Raw genomic sequence first — 13,418 nt, 5'->3', positions numbered from 1 at the left:
CGATTTCAGGTCGGTGCCAGCTCTCACTTCTCAGCGCCGCGGTCGCCTTGGCCCTAGGCGCGATCAGTACCGACGCGGCCGCCCTGGCGCTCGGGCGGCTCAATGTGCAATCGGCCTTGGGTGAACCGCTCAGGGCCGAAATCGAGGTCACCGAAATCACGGCGGCCGAGGCTGACGGCCTGAAAGTCCGCATTGCCCCGGCGGACGCATTCAACGCCGCCGGCGTCCCCTACAACCCAGCCTTGGCGGATGTGCGGACCAACCTGCAGCGCCGCGCCGACGGCCGTTATGTGGTGCGGCTGAGCAGCAATCGCATGCTCAGCGAGCCCTTCATCGACTTGCTGCTCGAAGCGACCTGGAACTCCGGCCGCGTCGTGCGCGACTACACGGTGCTGCTCGACCCGCCCAAGAGCCGAACCGCAACGGCCGCCGCGCCGATCGCCCCAACTGCACCGCAGATCACCGCGCCTTCGCAGCGCACGGCTCCCGCCGTCGTGCAAGCCCCGGCCCGCCGCGAACGCCCCGCGCCCGCCGCTGCGGCCCCGGCAGCCCCGACGCAAGCCGAAGGCGCGGTGCGTACCGGCAGCGGCGACCAGCAGGTGACCGTGCAGCCCGGCGATACCGCCAGCAAGATCGCTGGCGCTTACAAATCAGCCGACGTGTCGCTCGACCAGATGCTGGTGGCGCTGCTGCGCGCCAATCCCGACGCTTTCATCGGCCGCAATGTCAACCGCATCAAGGCCGGTGCCGTGCTCGATGTGCCGAGCGCAGCGCAAGCCAGCAGCGTGCCGGCCCCCGAAGCCCGGAGCACCGTGACCGCGCAAAGCCGCGATTTCGGCGAGTACCGCCGGCGCCTGGCCGAGAACGCACCGGCTTCGCGCGTCGCCGAGGCAGACCGCCAGGCTTCGGGCAAGCTGCAGGCCAACGTCGAGGATCGCAACGCCGCAAGTGCAGCCGCTGACAAGCTCAAGATCACCCAAGGCGGCGCAGTCGCCGGCCGGCAGACCGAAGAACAGCTGGCCAAGGCCCGCCAAGCCCAGGACAGCAGCACGCGCGTTGCCGAGCTGTCCAAGAACATCAGCGAACTGAACAAGCTGCAGGCCGCGAGCGGATCGCCCACCACGGCCGGCAGCACCGCGCCAGCCGCAGCGCCAGCACCGGTTGCACCTGCACCTTCGGCGGCTGCGCCGGCCGCGACCCCGCCCACGACGGGCTCGACCCCCGCTCCCACTGCTGCCGCGCCTGCAGCCAGCCCGGCCATCCCCGCCCTGCCGGCCGCTGTCGCACCCGCCGCAACGGCCGCGGCGGAAGCCCCGGCAACGCCGCCGGCTGCTACGACGACGCCCCCCGAAGCCGCGGCTTCCGCAGCCGCGCCCGCAGCGGTGCCTGCCCCAGCGGCCGCCGCCAAGCCCAAGCCGCCCGCGCCTTCACCCGCGCCGGTGGAACGCAGCTTCTTCGACGAATTGCTCGACAACCCCATCATGCTGGGCGCGGCTGCGCTGATCGCGCTCCTGGTCGGCTTCCTGCTCTACCGCGTGCTCGGCCGCAAGCGCCGCGACGCCAACGACAGCGTGTTCCTCGAGAGCCGCATTCCCAAGGACTCCTTCTTCGGCGCCAGCGGCGGCGAATCGGTGGACACCAAGAACCGCGGCAACTCGGTCGTGTCCTCGCTGTCGTACTCGCCGAGCCAGCTCGACGCCGGTGATGTCGATCCGGTGGCCGAAGCCGACGTTTACCTGGCCTATGGACGCGATCTGCAGGCCGAGGAAATCCTGCGCGAAGCGCTGCGCGTCAACCCGGAGCGCACTGCCATCCATCTGAAGCTGCTCGAAATCCACGCCAAGCGGCGCGACCTGCGCGCCTACGAAGCGCTGGCCTCCGACGTGCACAAGCTGACCGGCGGCACCGGTGCCGACTGGAACCGCGTGGTCGAACTGGGCAAGGACCTGGATCCGGGCAACCCGCTGTACGAATCGGGTGGTCGCGGCGTCTCGGCCGCAGAGACCGCCGCCTTCGCCGGCACGCTGGCCGCGGCAACCGCGACCCCGCCTGCTCCCGCACCGGCAACGAGCCCCGTGGCAAAACCCGTTGTCGCGGCCGCGCCGCCGCCGGCCTTCGTGCCGTCCGTCGCGCCGCTCGATTTCGACCTCGACTTGAGCAAGCCGCCGGCACCGGCACCTGCGTCGGCTGCTGCGGCGCCGGTCAACGCCACCCTTCCGGCGGCGCGCAACGGGGCTGAAAATGCCGCAGCGCCATCGCTGGTCAAGTACAGCGCACCACTCGCTTCGAGCGCCAAGATCGATCTCAACAACGACTTCGACACCGCGCCCGGCGCGCTGCAGCCGAACACGGCACGCGCGCCGCTGAACACGGAGGAGGAGTTCACGCAGCCCGCGACCCTGCGCGCCGGTCTCCCCGGCGACTCCGGCTTCATCGAATTCGACATGAGTTCGATGGCCGGCCTGTCGGGCCGCAGCCCTGCCGACACCGAGCGCGGCCGCCTGGAGCCGGTCGAGGACAGCGGCGAAAGCCCGCATGCCATCAAGCTTTCGCTGGCGCGCGAACTGAAGGCGCTGGGCGACGTCGAAGGTGCGCGCTCGCTGGTCGAGGAAGTGGCTTCCGAGGGCTCGGGCGAGGTCAAGGCCGAAGCCAAGCAACTGCTCGGCCAGTTGCGCTGAACGGCCGTGCGGCCGCCGATCCCGCGGTGAGGCTGGCCCTCGGCATCCGCTACAACGGTCAAGCCTACGACGGCTGGCAGAGCCAGCCATCGCGCCGTACCGTTCAGGACAAGCTGGAAGATGCGCTCGGCCACTTCGCCGCTCAGCCCATCTCCACGCTCTGCGCGGGGCGCACCGATGCCGGTGTCCATGCCCTGATGCAAGTGGTACACTTCGATACCTCCGTCGAGCGCGCACCCTTCTCCTGGGTGCGGGGCACCAACCGTTTTCTTCCCGACGACATCGCGGTGCAATGGGCGCAGCCGGTGCCCGACCAGTTCCACTGCCGCGCCAGCGCGCTCGCCCGGCGCTACCTGTACGTGCTGTCGCAGTCCCCGGTGCGCCCGAGCCTGGATGCGGGCCGCGTGGGCTGGTCCATGTACGAACTCGACGGCGACGCGATGCGTGCCGCGGCTGCGATGCTGGTGGGCCGGCACGATTTCAGCTCCTTTCGCGCCTCGGCCTGCCAGGCGCGTTCGCCGGTCAAGGATTTGCGGCGCATCGAGATCACGCGGCACGGCGACGCCGATCGCTGCCGCTGGCACTTCGAGTTCGAGGCTGACGCCTTCCTGCATCACATGATCCGCAACATCATGGGCAGCCTGGTGCGCATCGGCCGGGGCGACGCGCCTCCGGAATGGATGCGCGACGTGCTGGAGGCGCGCAGCCGCGTAGTGGCCGCTCCGACTTTTTCGCCGAACGGCCTCTACTTCCTGGGGCCGCTCTATGCTGCCGGATGGGGGCTTCCGCCGGAGGCGACGATGCAGAACACCGGCGCTGCGTATGATGGTCCGCCATGAGTTCCGCCCCGTCCGCCACGCGCACGCGAATCAAGATCTGCGGGCTGACGCGCGAGCAGGACGTGGATGCCGCGGTCGATGCCGGTGCCGATGCCGTGGGTTTCGTGCTCTATCCGGCCAGCCCCCGCGCGGTGACGGCGGAACGCGCCAGCCGGCTGGCCTCGCGGCTGCCGCCCTTCATGACGCCGGTGCTGCTTTTCGTCAACGAGCTTGTGGCCCAAGCCGCGGCCTCGCTGGCCGGCGTCCCGGGTTCCATGGCCCAGTTCCATGGCGACGAGACGCCCGATCAATGCTGGGAAGCCAGCGGCCGCGGCGCTCACCGCTTCATGCGCGCGGCCCGTATTCCGCTGGGCGCGGCCGGAGCGGGCTTCGACCTCGTAAAATACGCGTCCGATTACTCCCGCGCCCACGCCATCCTGCTCGACGCCCATGTCGAAGCCTATGGCGGTGGCGGCAAGGCATTCGATTGGTCACATCTTCCACCCGCCGTCGACGCTCACCTCGTCTTGAGTGGTGGGCTCACACCTGCAAACGTGGGCGATGGCATTCGCCAGTTGCGCACGGCAGCCAAGTCGCTGTCCGTTGACGTGAGCTCCGGCGTCGAGGCCTCCAAAGGCATCAAGGACGCCGTGAAGATCCGCGAATTCGTGGCCGCCGTGCGTGCGGCCGATGCCCTCAGTTAGCTGGCTGCCGACCTCGATCGAAGGGGGCAGCCGGCCCCACCGATCGAGACCATGAACACCTACCAGCAACCCGACGCCAGCGGCCATTTCGGCATCTACGGCGGCACCTTCGCCAGCGAAACGCTGACCCACGCGATCAACGAATTGCGCGACGCCTACGCGAAGTACAAGGACGACCCGCAGTTCCAGGCCGAGTTCCATCACGAACTCGCGCACTTCGTGGGCCGGCCCTCGCCGATCTACCACGCCGCGCGCACCAGCCGCGAAATGGGCGGCGCGCAGATCTACCTGAAGCGCGAAGACCTGAACCACACCGGCGCGCACAAGGTCAACAACACCATTGGCCAGGCCATGCTCGCCAAGCGCATGGGCAAGCCGCGTGTGATCGCCGAAACCGGCGCCGGCCAGCACGGCGTGGCCACCGCCACCATCTGCGCGCGCTACGGGCTCGAATGCGTGGTCTACATGGGAAGCCAGGACGTCAAGCGCCAGAGCCCCAACGTCTACCGCATGAACCTGCTCGGGGCGACCGTGGTCCCCGTGGAATCGGGCAGCAAGACACTGAAGGACGCGCTCAACGAAGCGATGCGCGACTGGGTCACCAACGTCGAGAACACCTTCTACATCATCGGCACCGTCGCCGGCCCGCATCCCTACCCCACCATGGTGCGCGACTTCCAGAGCGTCATCGGCACCGAGTGCATCGAACAGATGCCCGCCATGCTGGCGGCCCAGGGCATCACCGGCGAGGCCGAAGGCCGGCAACCCGACGTGGTGGTCGCCTGTGTGGGTGGCGGCAGCAACGCCATCGGCATCTTCCATCCCTACATTCCCTTCGCGGACACGCGCCTCATCGGGGTGGAAGCGGCGGGCGAAGGCCTGGACAGCGGCAAGCACGCGGCCTCGATCCTGCGCGGCAGCCCGGGCGTGCTGCACGGCAACCGCACCTACCTGCTGCAGAACGAGGACGGGCAGGTCACCGAAACCCACAGCATCAGCGCGGGACTCGACTATCCCGGTGTCGGTCCCGAGCATGCCTACCTGGCCGACATCGGCCGCGCCGAATACGTGGGCATCACCGATGCCGAAGCCCTCGAAGCCTTCCACTACCTGTGCCGCACCGAAGGCATCATTCCCGCGCTCGAATCGAGCCACGCGTTCGCCTACGCGATGAAGCTCGCGAAGACCATGCGCCCCGACCAGTCGATCCTGGTCAACCTCTCGGGCCGCGGCGACAAGGACATCGGCACGGTGGCCGACCTCTCGGGCGTCGACTTCTACGACCGGCCATCGATGCGCGGTTTGAGCGTGAAGGGAGGCCGGGCATGAGCCGCATCGCCGCCACCTTCGAAGGCCTTCAAAAAGACGGCCGCAGAGCACTGATTCCCTACGTCACGGCCGGTTTTCCCTTTGCCGACATTACGCCCGAACTCATGCACGGCATGGTCGAAGCGGGCGCGGACGTGATCGAGCTCGGCGTACCCTTCTCCGACCCGATGGCCGACGGGCCGGTGATCCAGGCGGCCGGCGAAGCCGCGCTGGCGCTGGGCATCGGCATGAAGCAGGTGCTGGCCATGGTGGCCGCTTTCCGGCAGAAAAACGACGCCACGCCGGTGGTGCTGATGGGCTACGCCAATCCGGTCGAGCGCTACGACGGCGTGCACGGCAAGGGCAGCTTCATCCGCGACGCGGCAGCCGCCGGCGTGGACGGCCTGCTGGTGGTCGATTACCCGCCCGAGGAATGCGAAGACTTCGCCGCCGAGCTCCAGGCGCACGGCATCGACCTCATCTTCCTGCTGGCCCCGACCAGCACCAGCGAGCGCATGGAACAGGTCGGCCGCATCGCCACCGGCTATGTCTACTACGTCTCGCTCAAGGGCGTGACCGGTGCCGGCCACCTCGACACCGAGGCGGTCGGACGGATGATTCCGCGCATCCGCGAGCACGTGAAGCTGCCGGTGGGCGTGGGCTTCGGCATCCGCGATGCGCGCAGCGCGCAGGCGGTCGGCTCCACGGCCGATGCGGTCGTGATCGGCACCCGCATCATCCAGCTGATCGAGGGCCAGCCGCGCGACCAGGTGGTGCCGCGGGTACGCAGATTCCTCGCCGAAATCCGCGAGGCGCTCGACGCCTTGCCGGCCGCCACGCCCAAGAACGCGGCTGGCCGATAATCCCGCCAACACAAGGAGCCCCCATGAGCTGGCTTGAAAAACTGCTTCCCCCCAAGATTGCCCCCACCGACCCGAGCGAGCGCCGCCAGATGCCCGAAGGGCTCTGGATCAAATGCCCGAGTTGCGAGACCGTTCTCTACAAGACGGACCTCGAGCACAACCAGAACGTGTGCCCGAGCTGCGGCCACCATCACCGCATCGGCGCGCGCGCGCGGCTCGATGCCTTTCTGGACTCCGAAGGCCGCTACGAGGTCGGCCAGGAAGTGCTGCCGGTCGACGCCCTCAAGTTCAAGGACAGCCGCAAGTACCCCGAGCGGCTCAAGGAAGCGCTGGAGAACACCGGCGAGACCGACGCGCTGGTGGTCATGGGCGGCTCGGTGCACAGCATCAACGTCGTGGTCGCCTGCTTCGAGTTCGACTTCATGGGCGGCAGCATGGGCAGCGTGGTCGGGGAGCGCTTCGTGCGCGGCGTCGAGACCGCGATCGAGCAGAAGGTTCCCTTCATCTGCTTCACCGCGACCGGCGGTGCGCGCATGCAGGAGGGCCTGCTCTCGCTGATGCAGATGGCCAAGACCAACGCCGCGCTCACGCGCCTGGCCAAGAAAGGCCTGCCCTACATCAGCGTGCTGACCGATCCGACGATGGGCGGCGTGAGCGCCGGCTTCGCCTTCGTGGGCGACGTCGTGATCGCCGAGCCCAAGGCGCTGATCGGCTTTGCCGGACCGCGCGTGATCGAGTCGACGGTTCGGGTGACCTTGCCTGAAGGCTTCCAGCGCGCCGAGTTCCTGCAGACCAAGGGCGCGATCGACTTCATTTGCGACCGCCGCGAGCTGCGCAAGACCGTCGCAAGCACGCTTGCGATGCTGCTGCGCCAGCCCGCCGACGCAGTGATCTGAGCGCGGCCGGCCTATCGGCCGAGGCCGAAGGCCGTGGCCATCAGGCTGCCGAGAACGATCGCGCCGACCTGCAGCAGGACGATGGCGGCGAGCGGCGACAGGTCGACGCCACCCACCAGCGGAATGAAGCGCCGCAGCGGCCGCACCAGCGGTTCGGCCAGCCGCGCGATCAGATCCTGCAGCATCGACGATGCATTCGGCACCCAGGACAGCACGGCATAGACGATCAGCAAGGCAGTCAGACCCGACACTGCCAGTTGCAGCAGGCCGATGAGCGACACCAGCGGCAGGATCGCCCAACGGCCCAGGCTGCCCATCAGCACCCAGAGCAGCAGGAACTTGGCCATCACCAGCAGCCAGGCGGCCACGGCGCTGGCCAGGTCCCAGCGCTTGACCGAAGGCACGATGCGCCTCAGCGGCAACACGATCCAGTCGGTGACGGCGAACACGAAGCGCCCCAGCGGATTGCCGAAGGGCACCCGGTGGTACTGCATGTAGAGACGCAGCAGGCAGGCGCCGCCGAGGAGGCCGACGATCACGTCGAGCAGGAACGAGGGGATCTGGTAGAGCATGGCGCGCGGTCGTGGACGGAATGCGATGATAGCCACGCAAGGTTCATCGATGACGACTCAACCCCTTCTGCATTCGCTTCCCCTCTTTCCCCTCGCTACGGTGCTGTTCCCCGGCGGCCTCTTGCCGTTGCGCATCTTCGAGGTGCGCTACCTCGACATGATCGGCAAGTGCCACAAGGCAGGCGCCCCCTTCGGCGTGGTCAGCCTCACGCAGGGCTCGGAGGTTCGCAGGGCGGGCGCAGAAGCCGAAAGCTTCGCCACGCTCGGCACGCTCGCCGTCATCCGGGAATTCGACGCGCCCCAGGCCGGCCTGATGCAGATCGAATGCGTGGGCACGCACCGCTTTCGCGTGCTTTCCAGCGAGCTCCACAAGCACGGGCTGTGGACGGCCGATGTCGAGGCGGTGTCCGATGACGTTGCGCTCGCTGTCCCCGAGGACTTGCAGCCGACGGCCGAAGCGCTGCGCCGCCTGGTCCAGACGCTGGAGGAGCGGCGCCGCATGGAGGGCAACGAGAACGTCCGGCTGCCGATCACGCCGCCCTACCGCTTCGACGATTGCGGCTGGGTGGCCAACCGCTGGTGCGAGCTGCTGCCGGTACAGCCGGAACTCAAGCAGCGCCTGATGGAGCTCGACAGCCCGCTCATGCGGTTGGAACTGGTCAGCGACCTGCTCGCGCGCACCGGCATCACCAAGTAGTCCGCTCTTCATTCCATAGCGCGAGGGCGAGGGTCGGCCGGCTAAAATGGCGGGTTGCGCGCGCAGCCGCCCGCGCCTCTATTCCTCTTCCATGTCCGACGCTCCGACCTCCCCCGTTCCCGCCCCTGCCACCGACGACAACCAGCTCATCGCCGAACGGCGCGAAAAGCTGAAGGCGCTGCGCGCCGCGCAGGCCGAAGGCAAGGGGGTCGCGTTCCCGAACGACTTCAAGCCCGCCGATCGCGCAGCCGCGCTCGTTGCAACGCATGGCGAAACGGCCGCCGAAGTGCTCGAAGCCACGCCGGTCGCTGTCAGCGTGGCGGGCCGCATGATGCTCAAGCGGGTGATGGGCAAGGCCAGCTTCGCGACCGTGCAGGACGCGACCGGCCGCATCCAGCTCTACATCACGCGCGACGCCGTCGGCGAGGAGGCCTACGCCGAATTCAAGCACTGGGACCTGGGCGACATCGTCGGCGCCGAAGGCTCGGCCTTCAAGACTCGCACCGGCGAGCTCTCGGTCAAGGTCACGAAGCTGCGCCTGCTGACCAAGAGCCTGCGGCCGCTGCCCGACAAGTTCCACGGCATGGCCGACCAGGAGCAGAAGTACCGCCAGCGCTACGTCGACCTGATCACCGACGAGACGGCACGCGAGCGCTTCGCGGCGCGCAGCCGCGCTGTGAGCGCGCTGCGCGAATTCATGGTGGCCAACGACTTCCTCGAGGTCGAGACGCCGATGCTGCACCCGATCCCGGGCGGCGCCAACGCCAAGCCCTTCAAGACGCACCACAACGCGCTCGATCAGGAGATGTTCCTGCGCATCGCGCCCGAGCTCTACCTGAAGCGGCTGATCGTCGGCGGCTTCGAGCGCGTGTTCGAGATCAACCGGAGCTACCGCAACGAAGGCATCTCGGTGCGGCACAACCCCGAGTTCACGATGATGGAGTTCTACGCGGCCTACTGGAACTACCGCGACCTGATGGACTTCACCGAAACGCTGATCCGCACGATCGCGCAGAAGACCGTGGGCAAGCTCGAGCTCGAGTACCAGGGCAAGCCGGTCTACCTGAGCCAACCCTTCGAGCGGCTCACGATCCGCGAGGCGATCCTGAAGCACACGGAGGCGGGCGCGAACGTCGACGACGCCGCCTGGCTGGTCAACGCGCTGCGCAAGCTCGGCCTGACCGAAGAGAAGGGCAAGCTCTCGCAGCGCAGCCTGGCGAGCCTGCAGGTGATGTACTTCGAGGAGACCGTGGAAGAAAAGCTCTGGCAGCCGACCTTCATCATGGAGCACCCGACAGAGATCTCGCCACTGGCGCGCGCCAACGACGAGCGCCCCGAGGTGACGGAGCGCTTTGAGCTCTACATCACGGGCCGCGAATTCGGCAACGGCTTCAGCGAGCTCAACGACGCAGAAGACCAGGCCGCGCGCTTCAATGCGCAGGTCACGGCCAAGGACAGCGGCGACGACGAGGCGATGTTCTACGACCACGACTTCGTGCGCGCGCTGGAATACGGCATGCCGCCCACCGGCGGCTGCGGCATCGGCATCGACCGCCTGATGATGCTCCTGACCGACTCGCCGAGCATCCGCGACGTCATCCTGTTTCCTGCCTTGCGCCGGGAATCTTGAAGACGCCTGCGCCCGTCATCGGCATCGACTTCGGCACATCCAATTCCGCGGTCGCCTGCGTGGCGGGAAGCGGACTTGCCCGCATGCTGCCGGTGGAAGGGTCGGCGACGACGATCCCGACGGCCGTCTTCTTCAATACCGAAGACCGCAGCACGCATTTCGGGCGCGAAGCGATTTCGCTCTACCTCGCCGGCACCGAAGGCCGCTTGATGCGCTCGCTGAAGAGCCTGCTCGGCAGCTCCCTGATGCAGGATCAGACCGAGATCGACAACCAGCGGGTCAGCTTCGAGGAAATCATCGCGCTCTTCCTGTCGGAACTTGCGACGCGCGCCCAGCGGCAGCTCGGCGTCGAGCCTGCACGGGTCGTGATCGGTCGGCCGGTGCATTTCGTCGACGACGATGCCGCGCGCGACCGCGAGGCGGAGGCCACGCTGCGCCGAGCCGCGCAAAGCGCCGGTCTGGGCGAAGTCGGATTTCAGTACGAACCGATCGCGGCCGCTTTCGATTACGAGCGGCGCGTCACCCGTGAATCGCTGGTGCTGATCGTCGACATCGGCGGCGGCACCTCCGACTTCACGGTGGTGCGTCTCGGTCCCGAACGCATGGCGAAGGCAGATCGCTCCAGCGACGTGCTGGCCACCACGGGCGTGCACATCGGCGGCACCGATTTCGACCAGCGGCTCAGCGTCGAATGCGTGATGCCGCATTTCGGTTTCCGGCACATCGGCCCCCAAGGCCGCGAAGTGCCGAGCAGGACCTTCTTCGACTTGTCTTCCTGGCACCTGATCAACTGGCTCTATGCGCCGAAGGCGATCCGGCAGGTCCAGGAGTTGCGCATCAACTACCTCGACACGCAGCTGCACGACCGGCTCATGAGCGTGCTGGTGGACCGGCAAGGGCATCGCATCGCCAGCGAGGTGGAAGAAGCCAAGATTCGAACGTCCACGACGAACGACGACGTGGCCATCGATCTGTCCTTCGCGGAGGTGGATCTGGGCGCTGCCCTCACGGCGAACGGCATGGCCGGGCACCTGGCAGCGCTGCTCGACAACGTGGTTTCCTGCGCGCGCGAATGCGTGAAGCAAGGCGGCGCGACGGGCGACACGCTCGACGCCATCTATCTGACGGGCGGGTCATCGGCGCTGAGCCCGTTCCAGAGCGCGCTGCGACACGCGTTCCCGGGCACGAAGATCATCGAAGGCGATCTGTTCGGTGGCGTGGCCGCCGGCCTGGCCTACGCCGCTGCATGAAATACCTTTCCGCCTACCCCGCAGACCTGCGCGCCCAGGTCGAGCATCTCATCGCACAGGGCAGGCTCGGCGACTTGCTGCTGAAGCGCTACGGCGGCGTGCACGATATCCGCACCGACCGCGCGCTCTACGACTACGTGAGCGGCCTCAAGAACGAGTTTCTGCGCAATGCCGAACCGCTGTCCAAGGTGGCTTTCGACAACAAGCTGCACGTGATCCGCAACGCGCTCGGCACCCACACGACCATCTCGCGCGTGCAGGGCAGCAAGCTCAAGGCAAAGCGCGAGATCCGGGTTGCGAGCCTGTTCAAGGAGGTGCCGATCGAATGGCTGCGCATGATCGTCGTGCACGAGCTGGCGCACCTGAAGGAGCGCGAGCATGACAAGGCCTTCTATCAGCTCTGCGCCCACATGGAGCCGGACTATCACCAACTTGAGTTCGACCTGCGCCTCTATCTGACGCACCTCGAAAGCGGTGGCCAGCGGCTCTGGTCGCCCGAAGTCTAGGGACGCGGAAGCATCGCCGCGGCGCGCCGGTAGGCCGGCGACTGCATGAGCGCGCCCCAATCGAGCGCCGGTGCACGTGGCAGGAGGCTGCGCCGGCGCGCCTCGCTGGCCGCATCCGGCTGCCAGCGGCCGCTGCGTCGGGCAGCGGCGAAGCCATCGAGCACTTCGTCGAGCACCGTGCTCTCGCTCACGCTCTGATTGCACAGCAGCGCGAGGTCGCAGCCGGCCTCAAGCGCAGCGAGCGCCGCTTCGGTGTAGCTCAGCAGCTCGCCCTCGATATGACGTGCGGCCTCCATGCTGAGGTCGTCGCTGAACACGGCGCCATCGAACCCCAGCTTGGCGCGCAGGATCTGCTGCAGCCATTTCGACGAAAAACCTGCGGGCCGGGCATCGACCTTGGGGTAGATCACGTGCGCCGGCATCACCGCCCCGAGCGTGCCGTTCAACCAGTCATAGGGGCGTGCGTCGTCGGCCAGGATGGCCTTGAGGCTGCGCCGGTCTATTGGAATCGCGACATGCGAGTCGGCCTTGACGAAACCATGGCCGGGGAAATGCTTGCCGCAATTGGCCATGCCCACTTGCAAAAGTCCATGCGCCAGGCTTCTCGCGAGCAGCGCGACGACGCGCGGATCGCGATGGAAGCTGCGATCGCCGATCACGCTGCTTTCGCCGTAATCCAGATCGAGCACGGGCGTGAAACTGAAGTCGACGCCGCAGGCGCGGAGCTCGCCCGCAAGCACATGGCCGCAGGCGACTGCAACCTGGGCGGCGCGCAAGGGTTCGCTCATCCAAAGTTCCCCCAGCACGCGCATGGACGGCAGCCGCGTGAAGCCGTCGCTGCGAAAGCGCTGCACGCGGCCGCCCTCGTGATCGACGCAAATGAGGATGTCGGGCCGGAGTGCCTTGATCTCGGCATTGAGGGCGCTCATCTGTGCGCGGTCCTGCCAGTTGCGTGCGAAATGGATCACGCCGCCCACCAGCGGATGCGCAAGACGGCGGCGATCGGCCGCGTTCAGTTCGGTGCCCGCGACGTCGATGATCAGCGGGGCATGCAGTACGTTGTTGGCCGTCATTTCTTGCGTTCGACCACGACGAAGCTCGCCGCGTAGTCGGTCTCGTCGGTCACGGTCACGTGCGCCATCAGATGCTCGGCCTCGAACCACTCCTTCAGCACGCCGTGGAGCACGATCACGGGCTTGCCGCTGCGCTGGTTCGCGATCTCGCACAGCCGCCAGCTCATCGGCATGCGCATGCCCTTGCCGATGGCCTTGCTGAAAGCCTCCTTGGCGGAAAAGCGTGTGGCCAGGTAGCGCAATCCGCGCTTCGGCCAGCGGGCGCTGCGCGCGCGCCAGACTTCGAGCTCGGCGTCGCTCAGCACACGCTGCGCGAAACGCTCGCCCTGGCGATCGAAGGTCGCCTCGATGCGGCGGATGTCGCAGATGTCGGTGCCGATGCCGTAAATCATTTCAGCACCCGCCCGGCCGCCCGAAGGGTGC

13 protein-coding genes are annotated in these 13,418 nt (G+C 67.6%); 10 read left to right on the top strand and 3 right to left on the bottom strand.

The annotated features are described in order from the left end of the window. Positions 1-47: 47 nt before the first annotated feature. The 6 genes from ACSQ9A_RS07300 to accD are packed head-to-tail and all read left to right on the top strand — an operon-like array spanning position 48 to position 7,267. Positions 48-2,678 (top strand): FimV/HubP family polar landmark protein, encoded by a 2,631-nt coding sequence (locus ACSQ9A_RS07300; RefSeq protein ID WP_436303168.1) that lies wholly within the window; start codon positions 48-50, stop codon positions 2,676-2,678. A gap of 26 nt (positions 2,679-2,704) precedes the next feature. Continuing rightward, positions 2,705-3,517: a tRNA pseudouridine(38-40) synthase TruA gene (gene truA, locus ACSQ9A_RS07295; RefSeq protein WP_093106535.1), complete on the top strand. Its 813-nt coding sequence runs from the start codon at positions 2,705-2,707 to the stop codon at positions 3,515-3,517. After that, positions 3,514-4,200, top strand: coding sequence for a phosphoribosylanthranilate isomerase (locus ACSQ9A_RS07290; RefSeq protein ID WP_093106538.1), 687 nt, complete (start codon positions 3,514-3,516; stop codon positions 4,198-4,200). Before truA ends, ACSQ9A_RS07290 begins: the two co-directional genes overlap by 4 nt. Before the next feature lie 51 nt (positions 4,201-4,251). Continuing rightward, positions 4,252-5,529 carry a tryptophan synthase subunit beta gene (trpB, locus tag ACSQ9A_RS07285; RefSeq protein ID WP_093106540.1) on the top strand — a complete coding sequence of 426 codons (1,278 nt, stop codon included), beginning with the start codon at positions 4,252-4,254 and terminating at the stop codon, positions 5,527-5,529. Further along, positions 5,526-6,371: a tryptophan synthase subunit alpha gene (gene trpA / locus ACSQ9A_RS07280; protein WP_093106543.1), complete on the top strand. Its 846-nt coding sequence runs from the start codon at positions 5,526-5,528 to the stop codon at positions 6,369-6,371. The genes trpB and trpA overlap by 4 nt, the downstream gene beginning before the upstream one ends. 23 nt (positions 6,372-6,394) lie before the next feature. Continuing rightward, entirely contained in the window at positions 6,395-7,267 is an 873-nt protein-coding gene (gene accD, locus ACSQ9A_RS07275) for an acetyl-CoA carboxylase, carboxyltransferase subunit beta (protein WP_093106545.1), read from the top strand. Between the two features lie 11 nt (positions 7,268-7,278). Here accD and ACSQ9A_RS07270 read toward each other — a convergent pair whose 3' ends face one another. Beyond that, positions 7,279-7,839 carry a YggT family protein gene (locus ACSQ9A_RS07270; RefSeq protein WP_436303166.1) on the bottom strand — a complete coding sequence of 187 codons (561 nt, stop codon included), beginning with the start codon at positions 7,837-7,839 and terminating at the stop codon, positions 7,279-7,281. Positions 7,840-7,888: 49 nt separating this feature from the next. Between ACSQ9A_RS07270 and ACSQ9A_RS07265 the strand changes: the two genes are divergently transcribed. The 4 genes from ACSQ9A_RS07265 (at position 7,889) to ACSQ9A_RS07250 (ending at position 11,922) form a co-directional block, all read left to right on the top strand. Beyond that, positions 7,889-8,536 (top strand): LON peptidase substrate-binding domain-containing protein, encoded by a 648-nt coding sequence (locus ACSQ9A_RS07265; protein ID WP_244503855.1) that lies wholly within the window; start codon positions 7,889-7,891, stop codon positions 8,534-8,536. Positions 8,537-8,627: 91 nt separating this feature from the next. Then, a complete protein-coding gene (lysS, locus tag ACSQ9A_RS07260) occupies positions 8,628-10,166 on the top strand; it encodes a lysine--tRNA ligase (protein ID WP_436303165.1) in 1,539 nt (512 codons plus the stop codon). Beyond that, positions 10,160-11,416: an Hsp70 family protein gene (locus tag ACSQ9A_RS07255; protein ID WP_436306271.1), complete on the top strand. Its 1,257-nt coding sequence runs from the start codon at positions 10,160-10,162 to the stop codon at positions 11,414-11,416. Before lysS ends, ACSQ9A_RS07255 begins: the two co-directional genes overlap by 7 nt. Then, positions 11,413-11,922, top strand: a complete 510-nt coding sequence (locus ACSQ9A_RS07250) for a M48 metallopeptidase family protein (RefSeq protein ID WP_093106559.1) — start codon at positions 11,413-11,415, stop codon at positions 11,920-11,922. The genes ACSQ9A_RS07255 and ACSQ9A_RS07250 overlap by 4 nt, the downstream gene beginning before the upstream one ends. On the opposite strand, the gene nagZ is transcribed toward ACSQ9A_RS07250, so the two are convergent. Both nagZ and acpS read right to left on the bottom strand, forming a co-directional pair. Further along, positions 11,919-12,995, bottom strand: a complete 1,077-nt coding sequence (gene nagZ / locus ACSQ9A_RS07245; RefSeq protein WP_436303164.1) for a beta-N-acetylhexosaminidase — start codon at positions 12,993-12,995, stop codon at positions 11,919-11,921. The genes ACSQ9A_RS07250 and nagZ overlap by 4 nt on opposite strands. Continuing rightward, the gene (acpS, locus tag ACSQ9A_RS07240; RefSeq protein ID WP_436303163.1) at positions 12,992-13,387 is read right to left on the bottom strand and encodes a holo-ACP synthase; all 396 of its coding nucleotides are present in this window, start codon (positions 13,385-13,387) and stop codon (positions 12,992-12,994) included. The genes nagZ and acpS overlap by 4 nt, the downstream gene beginning before the upstream one ends. Positions 13,388-13,418: the final 31 nt, after the last annotated feature.

This window comes from Variovorax sp. LjRoot290 (assembly GCF_964253985.1).
Taxonomy (GTDB): Bacteria; Pseudomonadota; Gammaproteobacteria; order Burkholderiales; family Burkholderiaceae_C; genus Variovorax.
The sequence above is the reverse complement of the archived record's forward strand: the minus strand, read 5'-3'. Positions and strand labels throughout refer to the sequence as shown.